Consider the following 20,380-nt stretch of genomic DNA (forward strand, 5'->3'; position numbering starts at 1 on the left):
CAACCCAGCGCATGAAAGCCGCGGCGAAGATGGTGAAAGCGAAACGCCAGGAAGAGCAGGCCAACTTTATAAGTTGGCGTTTTGCGTTGCTTTGCGGCTGTATTTTATTGGCGCTCGGCTTCCTGATTGGCCGCGTCGCGTATCTGCAAATCATCAATCCCGATATGCTGGTGCGCCAGGGCGATATGCGCTCACTGCGCGTGCAGGAAGTGGCGACCTCGCGCGGGATGATCACCGACCGCTCCGGGCGTCCGCTGGCGGTCAGCGTGCCGGTAAAAGCGATCTGGGCCGATCCGAAAGAGCTGCATGACGCGGGCGGCGTAACGCTGGATAACCGCTGGAAAGCGCTCTCCGATGCGCTCAACATGCCGCTCGATCAGCTGGCCTCGCGCATCAACGCCAACCCGAAGATGCGCTTTATCTATCTTGCCCGTCAGGTCAACCCGGATCTGGGGGATTACATCAAAAAACTCAAGCTTCCCGGCATTCATCTGCGCGAAGAGTCGCGCCGCTACTACCCGTCCGGGGAAGTGACCGCTCACCTGATCGGCTTTACTAACGTCGACAGCCAGGGGATTGAAGGGGTCGAAAAGAGCTTTGATAAGTGGCTTACCGGCCAGCCGGGCGAGCGCATCGTGCGTAAAGATCGCTATGGCCGCGTGATTGAGGATATCTCCTCGACCGACAGCCAGGCGGCGCACAACCTCGCGCTGAGCATTGACGAACGTCTGCAGGCGCTGGTTTACCGCGAGCTGAACAACGCCGTGGCGTTTAACAAAGCCGAATCCGGCAGCGCCGTGCTGGTGGATGTCAACACCGGCGAAGTGCTGGCGATGGCGAATAGCCCCTCCTATAACCCGAATAACTTCTCCGGCACTGCCAAAGACGCGATGCGTAACCGCGCTATCACCGACGTTTTCGAACCGGGTTCGACGGTGAAACCGATGGTGGTGATGACCGCGCTGCAACGCGGCGTGGTTAATCCGAATACGGTGCTTAACACCGTGCCTTACCGAATTAACGGCCACGAAATCAAAGACGTGGCGCGCTATAGCGAATTGACCCTCACCGGGGTGCTGCAGAAGTCGAGTAACGTTGGCGTATCCAAGCTGGCGTTAGCGATGCCCTCCTCAGCGTTAGTAGATACTTACTCACGTTTTGGACTGGGAAAAACGACCAATTTGGGGATGGTCGGGGAACGCAGTGGCTTATTTCCTCAAAAACAACGGTGGTCTGACATAGAGAGGGCCACCTTCTCTTTCGGCTACGGGCTAATGGTAACGCCGTTACAGTTAGCGCGAGTCTACGCAACCATTGGCAGCTATGGCATCTATCGCCCGCTGTCGATTACCAAAGTCGACCCGCCCGTACCGGGTGAGCGCGTCTTCAACGAATCCATTGTCCGCACCGTGGTGCACATGATGGAGAGCGTGGCGCTGCCGGGCGGCGGCGGGGTAAAAGCGGCCATCAAGGGCTATCGCATCGCGATCAAAACCGGTACCGCGAAAAAAGTCGGGCCGGATGGGCGCTACATCAATAAATACATTGCATACACTGCGGGCGTCGCGCCTGCCAGCCGGCCGCGCTTTGCGCTGGTGGTGGTCATTAACGATCCGCAAGCGGGCAAATACTACGGTGGCGCGGTCTCTGCGCCGGTCTTCGGTGCCATCATGGGCGGCGTACTGCGCACCATGAACATTGAGCCGGATGCGCTGACCACGGGCGAAAAAAGTGAGTTTGTAATTAATCAAGGCGAGGGATCAGGTGGCAGATCGTAATTTGCGCGACCTTCTCGCTCCGTGGGTACCAATGCTACCTGCGCGAGCACTACGAGAGATGACACTCGACAGCCGTGTGGCTGCGTCGGGCGATCTCTTCGTGGCGGTGGTCGGTCATCAGGCGGACGGGCGTCGTTATATCCCGCAGGCGATTGCGCAAGGTGTTGCTGCCATTATTGCTGAAGCGAAAGACGAGGCAAATGACGGTGAAATTCGTGAAATGCACGGCGTGCCGGTGGTTTACTTAAGCCAGCTGAACGAGCGCCTCTCTGCGCTGGCGAGCCGTTTTTACGGCGAGCCGTCAGACCAGCTGCGCCTGATCGGCGTCACCGGTACCAACGGTAAAACCACTACTACGCAGCTGCTCGCTCAGTGGAGCCAGCTGCTGGGTGAAACCAGTGCAGTGATGGGCACGGTCGGCAACGGCCTGCTCGGTAAAGTGATTCCAACAGAGAACACCACCGGTTCCGCGGTTGATGTCCAGCATGTGATTGCCGGTCTCGCGGAGCAGGGCGCTACCCTTGCTGCGATGGAGGTCTCCTCCCACGGTTTGGTACAGCATCGCGTGGCGGCGCTGAAATTCGCCGCCTCGGTGTTCACCAATTTAAGCCGCGATCATCTCGATTATCACGGCGATATGACCCATTACGAAGCCGCCAAATGGCTGCTCTTCTCCTCACACCACTATGGTCAGGCGATCATCAACGCCGATGACGAAGTGGGCCGCCGCTGGCTGGCAAACCTGCCGGATGCGGTTGCCGTGTCGATGGAAGGCCATATCAACCCGGACTGCCACGGGCGCTGGCTGAAAACCCTGAGCGTCGATTACCACGACAGCGGGGCGACCATTCGCTTCGACTCCAGCTGGGGCGAAGGCGAAATCGAAAGCCGCCTGATGGGCGCGTTTAACGTCAGCAACCTGCTGCTGGCGCTGGCAACCCTGCTGGCGCTCGGCTATCCGCTCAGCGAACTGCTTAAAACCGCTTCCCGCCTGCAACCCGTTTGTGGCCGGATGGAAGTGTTCAGCGCGCCGGGCAAACCGACGGTGGTGGTGGATTATGCCCACACGCCGGATGCGCTGGAAAAAGCGCTGCAGGCCGCGCGCCTGCACTGCACCGGAAAACTGTGGTGCGTCTTTGGCTGCGGCGGCGATCGCGACAAGGGCAAACGTCCGCTGATGGGCGCGATTGCCGAAGAGTTTGCCGATGTGCCGGTCGTCACTGATGACAACCCGCGCACCGAAGAGCCGCGCGCCATCATTAATGACATTCTCGCCGGTATGCTCGACGCCGGTCGTGCGCATGTGGTGGAGGGCCGTGCCGAAGCGGTGACCAACGCCATTATGCAGGCCAAAGAGAACGATGTGGTGCTGCTGGCAGGTAAAGGCCATGAAGATTATCAGATTGTCGGCACCCACCGTCTCGATTACTCAGACCGTGTCACCGCCGCGCGTCTGCTGGGGGTAGTAGCATGATTAGCGTAACGCTCAGCCAGCTTGCCGGCACGCTGCACGGTGAACTTTTAGGTCAGGACGTCACAATTGACGCCGTGACCAGCGATACCCGCAAACTGACGCCGGGCTGCCTGTTTGTGGCGCTGAAAGGCGAACGTTTTGACGCCCACGACTTTGCCGATCAAGCCAAAGCGGGCGGCGCGGGCGCGCTGCTGGTGAGCCGCAAGCTGGATACCGATCTGCCGCAACTGGTGGTGAGTGATACCCGCCAGGCCTTTGGCGAACTGGCGGCATGGGTGCGTCAGCAGGTGCCGACGCGCGTCGTTGCGCTGACCGGCTCCTCCGGTAAAACCTCGGTGAAAGAGATGACCGCCGCCATTCTTGGCGAGTGCGGCAACACCCTCTACACCGCGGGCAACCTGAACAATGATATCGGCGTGCCGATGACTCTGCTGCGTCTGACCAAAGAGCATCAGTACGCGGTGATTGAACTGGGTGCTAACCACCAGGGTGAAATCGCCTGGACCGTTAGTTTGACCCGCCCGGAAGCGGCGCTGGTTAACAACCTGGCCGCCGCGCATCTGGAAGGCTTCGGATCGCTGGCGGGCGTGGCGAAGGCGAAAGGTGAAATCTACACCGGCCTGCCAGCCAACGGCATCGCCATCCTCAATGCCGATAATAATGACTGGCTGAACTGGCAGAGCATTATCGGCGATCGCAAAGTGTGGCGCTTCTCGCCCAACGCGGCGAACAGTGATTTTACCGCCACCAATGTGCATATCACCTCGCACGGTACCGAGTTCACGCTGCAAACGCCGACCGGCAATGCAGAGGTGACTTTACCCCTGCCGGGACGTCACAACATTGCTAACGCGCTGGCAGCGACCGCGCTGGCAATGGCGGTGGGCGCATCTCTCGATGCGGTAAAACAGGGCCTGGCGAAGCTGAAAGCAGTGCCGGGCCGTCTCTTCCCGGTGCGCCTCGGTGAAAACCAGCTGCTGCTGGATGACACCTACAACGCCAACGTCGGGTCGATGACCGCCGCAGCGCACGTGCTGGCAGAGATGCCCGGCTACCGCGTGATGGTGGTGGGCGATATGGCGGAGCTGGGCGACGAGAGCGAAGCCTGCCACGTTCAGGTCGGCGAAGCGGCGAAAGCCGTCGGTATCGACAAAGTGCTGAGCGTCGGCACATTAAGTAAAGCGCTCAGCGACGCCAGCGGCGTTGGCGAGCATTTCAACGATAAAGCTGCGGCCACGGCGCGTTTAACAGCGCTGATTGCCGAGCACCCAATGATTACCATTTTAGTGAAAGGTTCACGTAGCTCCGCCATGGAAGAGGTGGTACGCGACTTACAGGAGAACGGGACATGTTAGTTTGGCTGGCCGAGCATTTGGTCAAATATTATTCCGGCTTTAACGTCTTTTCCTATCTGACGTTTCGCGCCATTGTCAGCCTGCTGACCGCGCTCTTCATCTCCTTGTGGATGGGGCCGCGCATGATCGCCCGCTTGCAGAAACTCTCTTTTGGCCAGGTTGTGCGTAACGACGGCCCGGAATCGCACTTCAGCAAACGCGGTACGCCGACGATGGGCGGGATTATGATCCTCACTGCGATCGTCGTCTCGGTGTTGCTGTGGGCTTACCCCTCCAACCCCTACGTCTGGTGCGTACTGGTGGTGCTGGTGGGCTACGGCATCATCGGCTTTGTCGATGATTACCGCAAAGTGGTGCGCAAAGATACCAAGGGGCTTATCGCCCGCTGGAAGTACTTCTGGATGTCGGTGATTGCGCTGGGCGTCGCGTTTGCGCTCTACCTTGCCGGAAAAGATACCCCCGCCACCGAACTGGTGGTGCCGTTCTTTAAAGATGTAATGCCACAGCTCGGTCTGTTCTATGTGCTGCTCGCTTACTTTGTGATTGTCGGCACCGGTAACGCCGTCAACCTGACGGATGGCCTCGATGGCCTGGCGATTATGCCGACCGTCTTTGTTGCAGGCGGTTTCGCGCTTGTGGCGTGGGCGACCGGTAACATGAACTTCGCCAACTACCTGCACATCCCTTATCTGCGTCACGCGGGTGAGCTGGTGATTGTATGTACGGCGATTGTCGGTGCCGGGCTCGGTTTCCTGTGGTTTAACACCTATCCGGCGCAGGTCTTTATGGGCGATGTCGGATCGCTGGCGCTCGGCGGCGCGCTCGGCATTATCGCCGTGCTGCTGCGCCAGGAGTTCCTGCTGGTGATCATGGGCGGCGTCTTTGTGGTGGAAACGCTGTCGGTGATTTTGCAGGTTGGCTCGTTCAAACTGCGCGGCCAGCGCATTTTCCGTATGGCACCGATTCACCACCACTATGAATTGAAAGGCTGGCCGGAGCCGCGCGTGATTGTGCGCTTCTGGATTATTTCGCTGATGCTGGTGCTGATTGGCCTGGCAACGCTGAAGGTACGTTAATCATGGCAGATTACCAGGGTAAAAAAGTCGTCATTATCGGTTTAGGCCTGACGGGCCTTTCCTGCGTGGACTTTTTCCTCGCGCGCGGCGTCACGCCTAAGGTGATGGATACCCGTACGTCGCCGCCGGGGCTGGATAAGCTGCCGGAAACGGTCGAGCGCCATCTTGGTAGTCTTAACGATAACTGGTTGCAGAGCGCCGATCTGATTGTCGCCAGCCCCGGTATGGCGCTGGCGCATCCGTCGCTGAGCGCCGCTGCGGACGCGGGCGTCGAGATTGTCGGCGATATCGAGCTCTTCTGCCGTGAAGCGCAGGCACCGATCATCGCCATTACCGGTTCGAACGGCAAAAGTACCGTTACCAAACTGGTCGGTGAAATGGCAGAAGCAGCCGGTAAAAATGTTGGCGTCGGCGGCAATATCGGCCTGCCTGCGCTGATGCTGCTGGACGAAGCGCGCGAGCTCTATGTGCTGGAGCTCTCCAGCTTCCAGCTGGAAACCACCTCCAGCCTGCACGCTGTGGCGGCAACCATTCTCAACGTTACTGAAGATCATATGGATCGCTACCCGTTTGGCCTGCAACAGTACCGTGCGGCCAAACTGCGTATCTATGAAAATGCCAAAGTGTGCGTGGTGAATGCTGATGACGCACTGACCATGCCGGTTCGCGGTGCCGATGAGCGCTGCGTCAGCTTTGGCGTTGACGTCGGTGACTATCACCTCAACCGCCAGCAGGGCGAAATCTGGCTGCGGGTAAAAGGTGAGAAGGTGCTGAACGTCAAAGAGATGAAACTGAGCGGCCAGCACAACTACACCAACGCGCTGGCAGCGCTGGCGCTGGCGGACGCGGCAGGTTTACCGCGCGCCAGCAGCCTGAAGGCGCTGACCACCTTTGGCGGGCTGGCGCACCGCTTCCAGCTGGCGTTTGAGCATAACGGCGTGCGCTGGATCAACGACTCGAAAGCGACCAACGTCGGCAGCACCGAAGCGGCGCTTAATGGCCTGCAGGTGGAAGGTACGCTGCATCTGCTGCTCGGCGGCGATGGCAAATCGGCGGACTTCTCGCCGCTGAAGCGCTACCTCAGCGGCGATCGTATTCGCCTCTACTGCTTCGGGCGCGATGGCGCTGAACTGGCTGCGCTGCGCCCGGAAGTGGCTGAGCAGACAGAAACTATGGATCAGGCGATGCGCTTAATTGCCGCACGTGTGCAGCCGGGCGATATGGTGCTGTTGTCGCCGGCCTGTGCCAGCCTCGATCAGTTTAAGAATTTTGAACAACGGGGCGACCAGTTCACCCGTCTGGCGCAGGAGTTAGGCTAATGCGTTTAACGCTTCCCCGCCCGAGAATGCCGCGTCTGCCAGGTTATGGGATCCTGGCGTGGCTGTTTGCGGCATTGAAAGGCTGGGTCATGGGTTCGCGACAGAAAGATACCGACAGCCTGGTGATGTACGACCGCACCTTGCTGTGGTTGACGCTGGGCCTGGCGGCGATCGGCTTCATTATGGTGACCTCGGCGTCAATGCCGGTCGGTCAGCGACTGACGGACGATCCCTTCTTCTTCGCCAAACGCCACGGGCTTTACCTGTTCCTGTCGTTCTGTATGGCGATGATCACGCTGCGCCTGCCGATGGAGTTCTGGCAGAAGTACAGCTCGGTGATGCTGATCGCGGCGATCATTATGCTGTTAGTGGTGCTGGTGGTGGGCAGCTCGATCAACGGTGCGTCGCGCTGGATCGACCTTGGCATCATGCGCTTCCAGCCTGCGGAGTTCACCAAGCTGTCGCTCTTCTGCTATCTGGCTAACTACCTGGTGCGCAAAGTGGATGAAGTGCGTAACAACCTGCGCGGTTTCTTAAAACCGATGGGCGTGATCCTCGTGCTGGCGATCCTGCTGCTGGCGCAGCCGGACCTCGGTACGGTGGTAGTGCTGTTTATTACCACGCTGGCGATGCTGTTCCTTGCAGGCGCGAAGCTGTGGCAGTTCATCGCCATTATCGGCATGGGTATCTCGGCTGTGATACTGCTGATCCTCGCCGAACCCTATCGTATTCGCCGCGTAACTTCCTTCTGGAACCCGTGGGAAGATCCGTTTGGCAGCGGATATCAGTTAACCCAGTCGCTGATGGCGTTTGGCCGCGGCGAGCTGTGGGGGCAGGGGCTCGGCAACTCGGTACAGAAGCTGGAGTATCTGCCGGAAGCGCATACCGACTTTATCTTCTCCATCATCGGCGAAGAACTCGGTTATATCGGTGTGGTAGCCGCACTTTTAATGGTATTCTTCGTCGCTTTCCGCGCCATGTCCATTGGCAGAAAAGCGCTGGAGATTGACCACCGCTTCTCCGGTTTCCTTGCTTGCTCCATAGGTATCTGGTTTAGCTTCCAGGCGCTGGTTAACGTCGGTGCGGCAGCCGGTATGCTGCCGACCAAAGGTTTAACCCTGCCGCTGATCAGTTACGGCGGCTCCAGTTTATTGATTATGTCGACGGCGATTACGCTGTTGCTACGGATAGATTATGAAACGCGTCTGAAGAAAGCTCAGGCGTTTACACGAGGTGTGTGATGAGTGGTCAACCTAAGCGGTTAATGGTGATGGCAGGCGGAACCGGCGGGCATGTTTTCCCCGGTCTCGCCGTGGCGCACCATTTGATGGATCAGGGCTGGCAAGTACGCTGGCTCGGAACCGCCGATCGTATGGAGGCTGACCTGGTGCCGAAACATGGCATCGATATCGACTTCATCCGCATCTCCGGCCTGCGCGGCAAAGGGCTGAAAGCGCTGCTGCTCGCGCCGGTGCGTATCTTTAACGCCTGGCGTCAGGCGCGCGACATTATGAAGCGCTTCAAACCGGACGTGGTGCTGGGCATGGGCGGGTATGTCTCCGGCCCCGGCGGTCTTGCCGCCTGGTCGCTCGGTATCCCGGTTGTCCTGCATGAGCAGAACGGTATTGCCGGGTTGACCAACAAGTGGCTGGCGAAGATTGCCACCAAAGTGATGCAGGCATTCCCCGGCGCATTTCCGAAAGCGGAAGTGGTGGGGAACCCGGTGCGCGTTGATGTGCTGGCGCTGCCGCTGCCGCAGATGCGTCTGCCGGGCCGCGAAGGGCCAATCCGCGTGCTGGTGGTTGGCGGCTCTCAGGGCGCGCGCGTGCTGAACCAGACCATGCCGCAGGTGGCGGCTAAACTGGGCGCGGCGGTCACCATCTGGCATCAGAGCGGGAAAGGCGCGCAGCAGGATGTTGAGCAGGCGTATGCCACTTCCGGGCAGGCGCAGCATAAAGTTACTGAATTTATTGACGATATGGCTAAAGCCTATGCGTGGGCGGATGTGGTCGTTTGCCGCTCCGGCGCGCTGACGGTGAGCGAAATCGCCGCTGCCGGTCTGCCGGCGCTGTTTGTGCCGTTCCAGCACAAAGACAGACAGCAGTACTGGAATGCCCTGCCGCTGGAGAAAGTGGGCGCGGCGAAGATCCTCGAACAGCCGCAGTTTACCGTTGATGCCGTGGCAGCAACGCTTGCGGGCTGGGATCGTGAAGCATTAAGAGAGATGGCGGAACGCGCACGCGCGGCAGCCATCCCCGACGCCACCGAGCGGGTGGCGCATGAAGTGAGCCTTGCGGCTCAAGGTTAAATCGTGGCGACGCCTGTTTGCGTCGCGCCAATTTTTTAGAAGTTGATGGCGTTTAGAAAATGAATACACAAGAACTTGCGAAACTGCGTTTAATCGTGCCCGAGATGCGTCGCGTCCGGCACATTCACTTCGTTGGCATCGGCGGTGCTGGCATGGGCGGTATTGCCGAAGTGCTGGCCAACGAAGGCTACCAGATTAGCGGTTCTGATTTAGCGCCAAACCCGGTGACGCAGCAGCTGACGTCTCTTGGCGCCACCATCTACTTCAACCATCGCCCGGAAAATGTGCTTGATGCGAGCGTTGTTGTGGTCTCCAGCGCCATCTCTGCCGATAACCCGGAGATCGTTGCCGCGCAGGAAGCGCGTATCCCGGTGATCCGCCGCGCGGAGATGCTGGCTGAATTAATGCGTTTTCGTCACGGCATCGCTATCGCCGGGACGCACGGAAAAACGACCACCACCGCCATGGTCTCCAGTATCTACGCGGAAGCGGGTCTGGATCCGACCTTCGTGAATGGCGGGCTGGTAAAAGCGGCCGGGGTGCATGCGCGCCTGGGCCATAGCCGTTATCTGATTGCCGAAGCGGATGAGAGCGACGCCTCCTTCCTGCACCTGCAACCGATGGTGGCGATTGTGACCAATATCGAAGCCGACCATATGGATACGTACCACGGCGACTTCGAGAATTTGAAAACGACGTTTATCAACTTCCTGCACAACCTGCCGTTTTATGGCCGTGCGGTGATGTGTGTTGATGACCCGGTGATCCGCGAGCTGCTGCCGCGCGTCGGGCGTCAAATTACCACCTATGGATTTAGCGACGACGCCGATGTGCGCATTGAAGAGTACCGCCAGCAGGGGCCGCAGGGCCACTTTACGCTGGTGCGCCAGGATAAACCGGCGCTGCGCGTAACGCTCAATGCGCCGGGTCGCCACAATGCGCTTAACGCCGCAGCGGCGGTGGCCGTGGCGACGGAAGAGGGGATTGACGACGAGGCGATTCTGCGCGCGCTGGAGAGCTTCCAGGGCACCGGTCGCCGTTTTGATTTCCTCGGCGAGTTTCCGCTGGAAGCGGTGAATGGCAACAGCGGCAGCGCGATGCTGGTTGATGATTACGGTCACCATCCAACGGAAGTGGACGCAACGATTAAAGCCGCGCGCGCCGGCTGGCCGGATAAAAATCTGGTGATGATTTTCCAGCCGCACCGCTATACGCGTACCCGCGATCTCTATGACGATTTCGCCAACGTGCTGACGCAGGTGGATAAGCTGCTGATGCTGGAAGTTTATGCCGCGGGCGAAACGGCGATCCCGGGTGCTGACAGCCGTTCGCTGTGCCGCACGATCCGCGGTCGCGGCAAGATCGACCCGATCCTGGTCTCCGATCCGGATCAGGTAGCAGCGATGCTGGCCCCGGTGCTGACCGGTAACGATCTGATCCTGATTCAGGGCGCAGGTAATATCGGCAAGATCGCCCGCAGCCTCGCGCAGTGCAAACTGGTGCCGCAGAGCGAGGAGGTGCAGCGTGGCTGAAAAAGTTGCCGTTCTGCTGGGTGGCACCTCTGCCGAGCGCGATGTGTCGCTTAATTCAGGCGCGGCTGTGCTTGCCGGGCTGCGTGAAGGTGGTGTTGACGCCCATGCCATTGATCCGCGCGAGGTTGATGTAACCCGCCTGAAAGAGATGGGCTTCAGTAAAGCGTTTATCGCGCTGCACGGCCGCGGCGGTGAAGATGGCACGCTGCAGGGTCTGCTGGAGCTGACCGGCGTTCCCTACACCGGCAGCGGCGTGATGGCCTCTGCGATTTCAATGGATAAACTGCGCAGCAAATTGCTGTGGCAGGGCGCGGGTTTACCGGTTGCGCAGTGGGTTGCGCTGACGCGCGGCGAGTTTGAATCAGGCCTGCAAGTGTCTGATATTCAAAGTATTGAAGCGTTGGGCTTGCCCCTGATCGTTAAGCCAAGCCGTGAAGGCTCCAGCGTCGGGATGTCAAAGGTCAACGAAAGTAGCGATCTGCAGGCGGCTTTAGCGCTTGCTTTTCAACACGATGATGAAGTTCTGATCGAAAAATGGCTCAGTGGCCCGGAATTTACCGTCGCGTTGCTTGGAAATGAAATTTTACCGTCGATTCGCATTCAACCGGCGGGAATCTTCTATGATTATGAGGCGAAGTATCTCTCTGATGAGACGCAGTATTTCTGCCCATCAGGTCTGGAAGCAGAGCGGGAAGCGGCTTTACAGGCGCTGATCGCCAAAGCGTGGCAGGTTTTAGGCTGCCGCGGCTGGGGGCGAATCGATGCCATGCTCGACAGCGATGGTCAATTTTACTTGCTGGAAGCGAATACCTCGCCGGGTATGACCAGCCACAGCCTGGTGCCGATGGCGGCGCGTCAGGCGGGGCTGAGCTTTACCCAGCTTGTTGTTCGTATTCTGGAACTGGCGGAGTGATATGTCTCAGGCTGCGCTGAACACGCGAAATCGCGAAGCGGAGGCGGTAACGACCTCCCGCCGCAACAATGGAACGCGCCTTGCCGGCATTGTGTTCCTGTTGACGGTACTGTGCACCGTGTTGGTGAGTGGCTGGATTGTGCTCGGCTGGATGGATGACGCGCAGCGGTTACCGCTGTCGAAGCTGGTGTTAACCGGCGATCGTCACTACACGCGCAATGATGATATTCGCCAGTCCATTCTGGCGCTTGGCGCACCCGGGACCTTTATGTCCCAGGACGTCAATATCATTCAGAGCCAGATTGAGCGCCTGCCGTGGATCAAGCAGGCGAGCGTAAGAAAGCAGTGGCCGGACGAATTGAAGATTCATCTGGTTGAATATGTGCCCATAGCGCGGTGGAATGACCAGCATATGGTTGATGCGGACGGCAACGCCTTTAGCGTACCGGCGGAACGCACCAGCAAGCAGATATTGCCGATGCTGTATGGCCCGGAAGGCAGCGAAAATGAAGTGCTGCAGGGTTACCGCGATATGGGACAGGTGCTGGCAAAGGATAAGTTCACGCTGAAAGAAGCGGCGATGACCGCGCGGCGCTCCTGGCAGGTCACGCTGAGCAATGATATCAAGCTCAACCTGGGCCGTGGCGATACGATGAAACGTCTGGCGCGCTTTGTTGAACTCTATCCGGTGCTGCAGCAGCAGGCCCAGACGGACGGCAAAGAGATAAGCTACGTGGATTTGCGCTATGACTCAGGCGCGGCGGTAGGCTGGAAGCCTGCCCCTGTACAGGAACAAGCGGATCAGCAGCAAAATCAGGCACAACAGAATCAGGCACAGGCAGAGCAACAATGATCAAGGCGACGGACAGAAAACTGGTAGTTGGACTGGAGATTGGCACCGCGAAGGTCGCCGCTTTAGTAGGGGAAGTTCTGCCCGACGGTATTGTTAATATCATTGGCGTAGGCAGTTGCCCATCCCGTGGGATGGACAAAGGCGGGGTGAACGATCTGGAGTCGGTGGTGAAGTGCGTACAGCGCGCCATCGATCAGGCCGAACTGATGGCCGATTGCCAGATCTCCTCGGTCTACCTTGCGCTCTCGGGGAAACACATTAGTTGCCAGAACGAAATTGGTATGGTGCCGATTTCAGAAGAAGAAGTGACGCTGGAAGATGTGGAAAACGTGGTGCATACCGCGAAATCAGTCCGCGTACGTGATGAACACCGCGTACTGCACGTGATTCCGCAGGAGTACGCCATTGACTACCAGGAGGGTATTAAAAACCCGGTAGGCCTTTCCGGCGTGCGCATGCAGGCGAAAGTACACCTGATTACTTGCCATAACGATATGGCGAAAAACATCGTTAAAGCCGTTGAACGATGTGGTTTGAAAGTTGACCAACTTATCTTTGCCGGGCTGGCCTCCAGCTATTCGGTGTTGACGGAAGATGAACGCGAACTGGGCGTCTGCGTCGTTGACATCGGCGGTGGTACAATGGACATGGCCGTTTATACTGGCGGCGCGCTGCGCCACACCAAAGTGATCCCTTATGCGGGGAATGTGGTAACCAGCGATATCGCCTACGCCTTCGGCACCCCGCCGAGCGATGCGGAAGCGATTAAAGTTCGCCACGGTTGCGCGCTGGGATCGCTGGTCGGTAAAGATGAGAGCGTTGAAGTGCCGAGCGTGGGCGGTCGACCGCCGCGCAGCCTGCAGCGCCAGACGCTGGCAGATGTGATTGAGCCGCGCTATACCGAGCTGCTCAACCTGGTCAACGACGAGATATTGCAGTTGCAGGAGCAGCTTCGCCAGCAGGGTGTGAAACATCATCTTGCGGCGGGGATTGTATTAACCGGCGGCGCGGCGCAGATTGAAGGTCTGGCGGCCTGCGCGCAACGTGTGTTCCATACGCAGGTGCGTATTGGTGCACCGCTCAATATTACTGGCTTAACTGATTACGCCCAGGAGCCGTATTACTCTACGGCGGTTGGGTTGCTGCACTACGGGAAAGAGACCCATTTAAGTGGTGAAGCAGAAGTGGAAAAGCGGACGTCAGTCGGTTCGTGGTTCAAACGAATCAACAGCTGGCTGCGAAAAGAGTTTTAATTTTTTTCAGAGACCGTAGAAAATTAGCGGTTTCAGGCGACAGGCACATACGCCAATCCTGATAAGCGGCCCACGGGCTGCCCGGTGGATGAGGCGTAAAGACGGAGAGAGATTATGTTTGAACCAATGGAATTAACCAACGACGCGGTGATTAAAGTCATCGGCGTCGGTGGCGGCGGCGGTAATGCCGTGGAGCATATGGTGCGCGAGCGCATCGAAGGGGTTGAGTTCTTCGCGGTGAATACCGACGCTCAGGCGTTGCGTAAGACGGCGGTAGGGCAGACCATCCAGATCGGTGGCGGTATTACCAAAGGTCTGGGCGCAGGGGCTAACCCTGAAGTCGGTCGTAATGCGGCTGAAGAGGATCGTGAAGCGTTGCGCGCTGCGCTGGAAGGCGCTGACATGGTCTTTATCGCAGCGGGCATGGGTGGCGGTACCGGTACCGGTGCGGCGCCTGTGGTAGCTGAAGTTGCTAAAGACTTAGGCATTCTGACCGTTGCGGTGGTGACTAAGCCGTTCAACTTTGAAGGCAAGAAGCGCATGGCCTTTGCAGAGCAGGGTATTACCGAGCTCTCAAAACATGTCGATTCCCTGATCACTATCCCGAACGACAAGCTGCTGAAAGTGCTGGGTCGCGGTATCTCTCTGCTTGACGCGTTCGGCGCGGCAAACGACGTGCTGAAAGGCGCGGTGCAGGGTATCGCCGAGCTGATTACCCGTCCGGGTCTAATGAACGTTGACTTCGCCGACGTGCGCACCGTGATGTCCGAAATGGGCTACGCGATGATGGGCTCTGGCGTGGCAAGCGGTGAAGATCGTGCGGAAGAAGCGGCAGAAATGGCGATCTCCAGCCCGCTGCTGGAAGATATCGATCTTTCTGGCGCGCGTGGTGTGCTGGTTAACATCACTGCCGGCTTCGACCTGCGTCTGGATGAGTTCGAGACCGTCGGTAACACCATTCGTGCGTTCGCTTCTGACAACGCGACGGTGGTTATCGGTACCTCTCTCGACCCGGATATGAACGACGAACTGCGTGTGACCGTTGTTGCCACCGGTATCGGTATGGACAAGCGTCCTGAGATTACTCTGGTAACTAACAAACAGGCGCAGCAGCCGGTTATGGATCGCTACCAGCAGCACGGCATGCAGCCGATGCAGCAGGAGCAGAAGCCGGCGAAAGTGGTTAACGACAATACGCCGCAGACCACCAAAGAGCCCGATTATCTGGATATTCCGGCGTTTCTGCGTAAGCAGGCGGACTAAGAATTTACTGGAAGTTGGGCATGTTCGCTCTTTGTGCTAAACTGGCCCACCCATTGTGTTATACAATTTGGTTGGATTGGTAATAAGGCGAGATTATACGATGATCAAACAAAGGACTCTTAAACGTATCGTTCAGGCGACTGGTGTCGGTTTACATACCGGCAAGAAAGTCACACTGACGTTGCGCCCTGCGCCGGCAAATACCGGGGTCATCTATCGTCGCACTGACTTAAATCCACCGGTAGACTTTCCGGCTGATGCTAAATCTGTGCGTGATACTATGCTCTGTACTTGTCTGGTCAACGAGCATGACGTGCGGATTTCCACCGTTGAGCACTTAAATGCGGCTCTGGCGGGGCTGGGTATCGACAACATCATTGTCGAAGTCGATGCACCGGAAATTCCAATTATGGATGGCAGTGCAGCACCGTTCGTATACCTGTTGCTTGACGCAGGGGTCGAGGAGCTGAACAGCGCCAAGAAATTCGTTCGCATCAAAGAGACGGTGCGCGTTGAAGATGGCGATAAGTGGGCCGAGTTCAAACCGCATAACGGTTTTACGCTCGATTTCACCATCGACTTCAACCACCCGGCGATTGATGCTAGCACGCAACGTTACGCGATGAACTTCTCTGCCGATGCATTTATGCGCCAGATTAGCCGCGCGCGTACTTTCGGTTTCATGCGTGATATCGAATACCTTCAGTCCCGCGGCCTGTGCCTGGGCGGAAGCTTCGATTGTGCCATCGTAGTTGACGATTATCGCGTATTGAACGAAGACGGCCTGCGTTTCGAAGATGAATTCGTGCGCCACAAAATGCTCGATGCAATCGGCGACCTCTTTATGTGTGGTCACAACATTATCGGTGCGTTTACCGCTTATAAATCCGGTCATGCGCTGAACAACAAACTTCTGCAGGCTGTTCTGGCAAAACAGGAAGCATGGGAATATGTGACCTTCGAAGACGAAGCTGAACTGCCGCTGGCATTCAAAGCACCTTCAATGGTTCTGGCATAACGCCATAACCTAAAAAATCGACTGGTTAACCTGGCACTCTCTCCGGTCAGGGGAACCAGTCGTTTTTCTTTTTGCGCGCCGCAAAACCCTCTCTTTACGACTAATCTTTCCGGAAATCTTTTCAACGCTGCGATCCTGCGTTTGATTGCTGCTTTCCTCGCCAGTTTTCACGCGCGTCAGGCCTGTTTCCTGCTGTGTGGCGGCGGCATTAGTGATAAGATTTGGGCGCAATCGACTTTCATAGACGCAACATCATGGACGCGTCTTTTTTGGTGGAGCAAGTGAGCGGAATACTGACGCGTTGGCGACAATTTGGCAGACGCTATTTCTGGCCGCATCTCTTATTAGGGATGGTCGCGGCGAGTTTTGGCTTGCCCGCGCTTGCCAGTAATACCGAAACCCATGCCACGCGCGAAACGACGCGCAATCACGCTTCGGCGACCACGGCGAATTTTACCAGCCTCGCGCTGCTGGAAGCGAAACGCCGTCCAAACTTCACCGTTGATTACTGGCATCAGCACGCCATCCGCACCGTTATTCGTCATCTTTCGTTCGCCATGGCGCCGCAAACGCTGGCCGCCGCAACGGAAGAGCCTTTGCCGATTCAGGCACATCATCTTGCCCTGCTCGATACGCTAAGCGCGCTGCTTAACGTTGAAAGCAAGCAGCCGGCGATTGTACGCCTTGCGGATCGCCTCTCTTTTACACCGTTCGCGACGTTCAGTGTCTCGAACTGGATTAGCCAGGCGCAGGGTATCCGCGCCGGACCATACTCCCTCAGCTAAAAAAGCCCTATTCATCCATTTTTTTCGCTTCGCTGAGCGGAGTATCAGAGATTTTTTATCATGCTAAATTTGTTAACAAAAGTATTCGGTAGCCGCAACGATCGTACGCTGCGTCGTATGCGTAAAACCGTCAACCAGATCAATGCCATGGAACCGGCTCTTGAGAAGCTCAGCGATGACGAGCTGAAAGGCAAGACGGTAGAGTTCCGTGCGCGTCTTGAGAAGGGCGAAAGCGTTGACTCTTTGTTGCCGGAAGCTTTCGCGGTAGTACGCGAAGCCAGTAAACGCGTCTTCGGCATGCGCCACTTTGATGTGCAGCTGCTAGGCGGCATGGTGCTGAACGATCGCTGCATCGCCGAGATGCGCACCGGTGAAGGTAAAACCCTGACCGCAACCCTGCCGGCCTACCTCAACGCGCTGAGCGGCAAAGGCGTGCACGTGGTGACCGTCAACGACTATCTGGCGCAGCGTGACGCCGAAAACAACCGTCCGCTGTTCGAGTTCCTCGGCCTGACCGTCGGTATCAACCTGCCTGGCATGCCATCTGTCGCGAAACGCGAAGCTTATGCCGCGGATATCACCTATGGCACCAACAACGAATATGGCTTCGACTACCTGCGCGACAACATGGCGTTCAGCCCGGAAGAGCGCGTTCAGCGTAAGCTGCACTATGCGCTGGTGGATGAGGTGGACTCCATCCTGATCGATGAAGCGCGTACGCCGCTTATCATCTCCGGTCCGGCGGAAGATAGCTCCGACCTCTACAAAAAAGTGAACAAAATCATTCCTCACCTGGTGCGCCAGGAGAAAGAGGACTCTGACACCTTCCAGGGCGAAGGCCATTTCTCTGTCGACGAGAAAGCGCGTCAGGTTACCCTGACCGAGCGCGGTCTGGTACTGATTGAAGAGCTGCTGGTGAAAGAGGGCATCATGGAGGAGGGTGAGTCGCTTTACTCCCCGACCAACATCATGCTGATGCATCACGTTACCGCCGCGCTGCGCGCCCATGTGCTCTTTACCCGCGATGTTGATTACATCGTAAAAGATGGCGAAGTGATCATTGTTGATGAGCACACCGGTCGTACGATGCAGGGCCGCCGCTGGTCCGATGGCCTGCACCAGGCCGTTGAAGCCAAAGAAGGCGTTGAGATCCAGAACGAAAACCAGACGCTGGCTTCCATCACCTTCCAGAACTACTTCCGTCTGTATGAAAAACTGGCCGGTATGACCGGTACTGCAGATACCGAAGCGTTCGAATTCAGCTCCATTTACAAACTCGATACCGTGGTTGTGCCGACTAACCGCCCGATGATCCGTAAAGATATGGCGGATCTGGTCTATATGACCGAAGCGGAAAAAATCCAGGCGATCATCGAAGATATCAAAGAGCGTACCGCCAACGGTCAGCCGGTGCTGGTCGGTACCATCTCGATTGAAAAATCAGAAGTGGTATCGAATGAGTTAACCAAAGCGGGCATCAAACATAACGTTCTGAACGCCAAGTTCCACGCCAAAGAAGCAGATATCGTGGCGCAGGCCGGTTATCCGGGCGCGGTCACTATCGCCACCAACATGGCGGGCCGTGGTACCGATATCGTGCTGGGCGGCAGCTGGCAGTCTGAACTGGCCGAGCTTGTCGATCCGACGCCTGAACAGGTTGCAGAGCTGAAAGCCGAGTGGCAGAAACGCCATGACGCGGTGCTGGCGTCGGGCGGTCTGCACATCATCGGTACCGAGCGCCATGAATCGCGCCGTATCGATAACCAGCTGCGTGGCCGTTCCGGTCGTCAGGGCGATGCGGGCTCTTCCCGTTTCTACCTCTCGATGGAAGATGCGCTGATGCGTATTTTCGCCTCCGATCGCGTTTCCGGCATGATGCGTAAGCTTGGTATGAAGCCGGGCGAAGCGATTGAGCACCCATGGGTGACAAAAGCGATTGCCAACGCGCAGCGTAAAGTGGAAAGCCGCAACTTCGATATCCGTAAGCAACTGCTGGAATATGATGATGTGGCGAACGATCAGCGTCGCGCAATCTACACTCAGCGTAACGAACTGCTGGATGTGACCGACGTAAGCGAAACCATCAACAGCATTCGTGAAGATGTCTTCAAAGCGACCATCGACGGGCACATTCCGCCGCAGTCTCTGGAAGAGATGTGGGATATTCCGGGCCTGCAGGAGCGTCTGAAAAATGATTTCGACCTCGACCTGCCGATCGCAGAGTGGCTGGATAAAGAGCCGAACCTGCATGAAGAGACGCTGCGTGAGCGTATTCTGCAGAGCGCGGTAGAGACCTACCAGCGTAAAGAGGAAGTGGTTGGCGCGGAGATGATGCGTCACTTCGAGAAAGGCGTCATGCTGCAAACCCTCGACTCCCTGTGGAAAGAGCACCTGGCGGCGATGGATTATCTGCGTCAGGGGATCCATCTGCGCGGCTACGCGCAAAAAGATCCGAAGCAGGAGTACAAGCGTGAATCCTTCGCCATGTTTGCCGCGATGCTGGAATCACTGAAGTATGAAGTGATCAGCACCCTGAGCAAGGTACAAGTGCGCATGCCGGAAGAGGTGGAAGCGATGGAGCAGCAGCGCCGCGAAGAGGCGGAGCGTCTGGCACAGATGCAGCAGTTGAGCCATCAGGATGATGAAGCTGCGGCTGCCGCTGCACTTGCCGATCAATCTGGCGAGCGCAAAGTCGGCCGGAACGATCCTTGCCCGTGCGGTTCCGGTAAGAAATATAAACAGTGCCATGGCCGTCTCGCATAACGGCTAATTAACAGATGAAAAGGCGCAGAGATCTGCGCCTTTTTTATGGAGTCAGCAACATGAAGATACTCAATATCGCCGTCGGCATTATTCGTAATCCGCAGGGCGAAATCTTTATTACCCGGCGCGCGGCCGATGCGCATATGGCAAACATGCGCGAGTTTCCCGGCGGCAAAATCGAAGCGGGTGAAACACCTGAGCAGGCGATGATCCGTGAGCTTCAGGAAGAGGTGGGCATCACCACGCAAAGCGCCACGCTGTTCGATAAGCTGGAGTATGAATTTCCCGACCGCCATATCACGCTCTGGTTCTGGCTGGTGGATAAATGGCAGGGCGAACCGTGGGGGAAAGAGGGGCAGCCGGGCGAGTGGATTGCGCAGAGCGCGCTGAAAGCGGAAGATTTTCCCCCGGCTAACGAACCGGTCATTACAAAACTGATTGCGCTGAGCAAGACCCGCTGACCTTCAGCCAGCGGGCAGCCCGGGATTACTGTTGCTCTTCGCTCCACTCATCGCTGTCAGAGAGATCGCCCGAGCTTGGGATGCGTTTCTCTTCCGCAGCCCATTCGCCGAGGTCAATCAGCTGGCAGCGTTTACAGCAAAAAGGGCGATACGGGCTGGCTTCGCCCCATACCACAGGTTTGCCGCAGGTCGGGCAATTCACAATTGTCTTATCAGTCATCAGGGTTCC

General features: G+C 57.5%; 17 protein-coding genes. 16 read left to right on the top strand and 1 reads right to left on the bottom strand.

The window, feature by feature from the left end; translation table 11 throughout:
• Positions 1-11: 11 nt before the first annotated feature.
• The 16 genes from ACWPW2_RS02520 (at position 12) to mutT (ending at position 20,151) form a co-directional block, all read left to right on the top strand.
• Positions 12-1,778 carry a peptidoglycan glycosyltransferase FtsI gene (locus ACWPW2_RS02520; RefSeq protein ID WP_023480405.1) on the top strand — a complete coding sequence of 589 codons (1,767 nt, stop codon included), beginning with the start codon at positions 12-14 and terminating at the stop codon, positions 1,776-1,778.
• The gene (murE, locus tag ACWPW2_RS02525) at positions 1,765-3,252 is read left to right on the top strand and encodes a UDP-N-acetylmuramoyl-L-alanyl-D-glutamate--2,6-diaminopimelate ligase (protein ID WP_454121534.1); all 1,488 of its coding nucleotides are present in this window, start codon (positions 1,765-1,767) and stop codon (positions 3,250-3,252) included. The genes ACWPW2_RS02520 and murE overlap by 14 nt, the downstream gene beginning before the upstream one ends.
• Positions 3,249-4,607, top strand: coding sequence for a UDP-N-acetylmuramoyl-tripeptide--D-alanyl-D-alanine ligase (gene murF / locus ACWPW2_RS02530; protein WP_242389991.1), 1,359 nt, complete (start codon positions 3,249-3,251; stop codon positions 4,605-4,607). The genes murE and murF overlap by 4 nt, the downstream gene beginning before the upstream one ends.
• Positions 4,601-5,683, top strand: coding sequence for a phospho-N-acetylmuramoyl-pentapeptide-transferase (gene mraY / locus ACWPW2_RS02535; protein ID WP_023480302.1), 1,083 nt, complete (start codon positions 4,601-4,603; stop codon positions 5,681-5,683). The genes murF and mraY overlap by 7 nt, the downstream gene beginning before the upstream one ends.
• A 2-nt stretch (positions 5,684-5,685) precedes the next feature.
• On the top strand, positions 5,686-7,002 hold the full coding sequence (gene murD / locus ACWPW2_RS02540; RefSeq protein WP_454121535.1) for a UDP-N-acetylmuramoyl-L-alanine--D-glutamate ligase: 1,317 nt from the start codon (positions 5,686-5,688) through the stop codon (positions 7,000-7,002).
• A complete protein-coding gene (gene ftsW / locus ACWPW2_RS02545; protein WP_023480426.1) occupies positions 7,002-8,243 on the top strand; it encodes a cell division protein FtsW in 1,242 nt (413 codons plus the stop codon). Before murD ends, ftsW begins: the two co-directional genes overlap by 1 nt.
• Positions 8,243-9,310 (top strand): undecaprenyldiphospho-muramoylpentapeptide beta-N-acetylglucosaminyltransferase, encoded by a 1,068-nt coding sequence (murG, locus tag ACWPW2_RS02550; RefSeq protein WP_270221305.1) that lies wholly within the window; start codon positions 8,243-8,245, stop codon positions 9,308-9,310. The genes ftsW and murG overlap by 1 nt, the downstream gene beginning before the upstream one ends.
• Before the next feature lie 59 nt (positions 9,311-9,369).
• A complete protein-coding gene (gene murC, locus ACWPW2_RS02555; protein WP_454121537.1) occupies positions 9,370-10,842 on the top strand; it encodes a UDP-N-acetylmuramate--L-alanine ligase in 1,473 nt (490 codons plus the stop codon).
• A complete protein-coding gene (locus ACWPW2_RS02560) occupies positions 10,835-11,755 on the top strand; it encodes a D-alanine--D-alanine ligase (protein ID WP_454121539.1) in 921 nt (306 codons plus the stop codon). Before murC ends, ACWPW2_RS02560 begins: the two co-directional genes overlap by 8 nt.
• 1 nt (position 11,756) lies before the next feature.
• Positions 11,757-12,608, top strand: a complete 852-nt coding sequence (ftsQ, locus tag ACWPW2_RS02565) for a cell division protein FtsQ (protein ID WP_042718391.1) — start codon at positions 11,757-11,759, stop codon at positions 12,606-12,608.
• The gene (ftsA, locus tag ACWPW2_RS02570) at positions 12,605-13,861 is read left to right on the top strand and encodes a cell division protein FtsA (RefSeq protein ID WP_023480191.1); all 1,257 of its coding nucleotides are present in this window, start codon (positions 12,605-12,607) and stop codon (positions 13,859-13,861) included. The genes ftsQ and ftsA overlap by 4 nt, the downstream gene beginning before the upstream one ends.
• Before the next feature lie 114 nt (positions 13,862-13,975).
• Positions 13,976-15,124, top strand: coding sequence for a cell division protein FtsZ (ftsZ, locus tag ACWPW2_RS02575; protein WP_007373153.1), 1,149 nt, complete (start codon positions 13,976-13,978; stop codon positions 15,122-15,124).
• Positions 15,125-15,224: 100 nt separating this feature from the next.
• A complete protein-coding gene (gene lpxC, locus ACWPW2_RS02580) occupies positions 15,225-16,142 on the top strand; it encodes a UDP-3-O-acyl-N-acetylglucosamine deacetylase (RefSeq protein ID WP_023480366.1) in 918 nt (305 codons plus the stop codon).
• Between the two features lie 281 nt (positions 16,143-16,423).
• A complete protein-coding gene (gene secM, locus ACWPW2_RS02585; protein ID WP_454121541.1) occupies positions 16,424-16,927 on the top strand; it encodes a secA translation cis-regulator SecM in 504 nt (167 codons plus the stop codon).
• Between the two features lie 57 nt (positions 16,928-16,984).
• Positions 16,985-19,690: a preprotein translocase subunit SecA gene (gene secA, locus ACWPW2_RS02590; RefSeq protein WP_034813344.1), complete on the top strand. Its 2,706-nt coding sequence runs from the start codon at positions 16,985-16,987 to the stop codon at positions 19,688-19,690.
• A gap of 59 nt (positions 19,691-19,749) precedes the next feature.
• Entirely contained in the window at positions 19,750-20,151 is a 402-nt protein-coding gene (mutT, locus tag ACWPW2_RS02595) for an 8-oxo-dGTP diphosphatase MutT (protein ID WP_270221309.1), read from the top strand.
• Between the two features lie 25 nt (positions 20,152-20,176).
• Here mutT and yacG read toward each other — a convergent pair whose 3' ends face one another.
• Positions 20,177-20,371 carry a DNA gyrase inhibitor YacG gene (yacG, locus tag ACWPW2_RS02600; RefSeq protein WP_023480199.1) on the bottom strand — a complete coding sequence of 65 codons (195 nt, stop codon included), beginning with the start codon at positions 20,369-20,371 and terminating at the stop codon, positions 20,177-20,179.
• Positions 20,372-20,380: the final 9 nt, after the last annotated feature.

The organism is Kosakonia sp. Marseille-Q7440, from assembly GCF_965119485.1.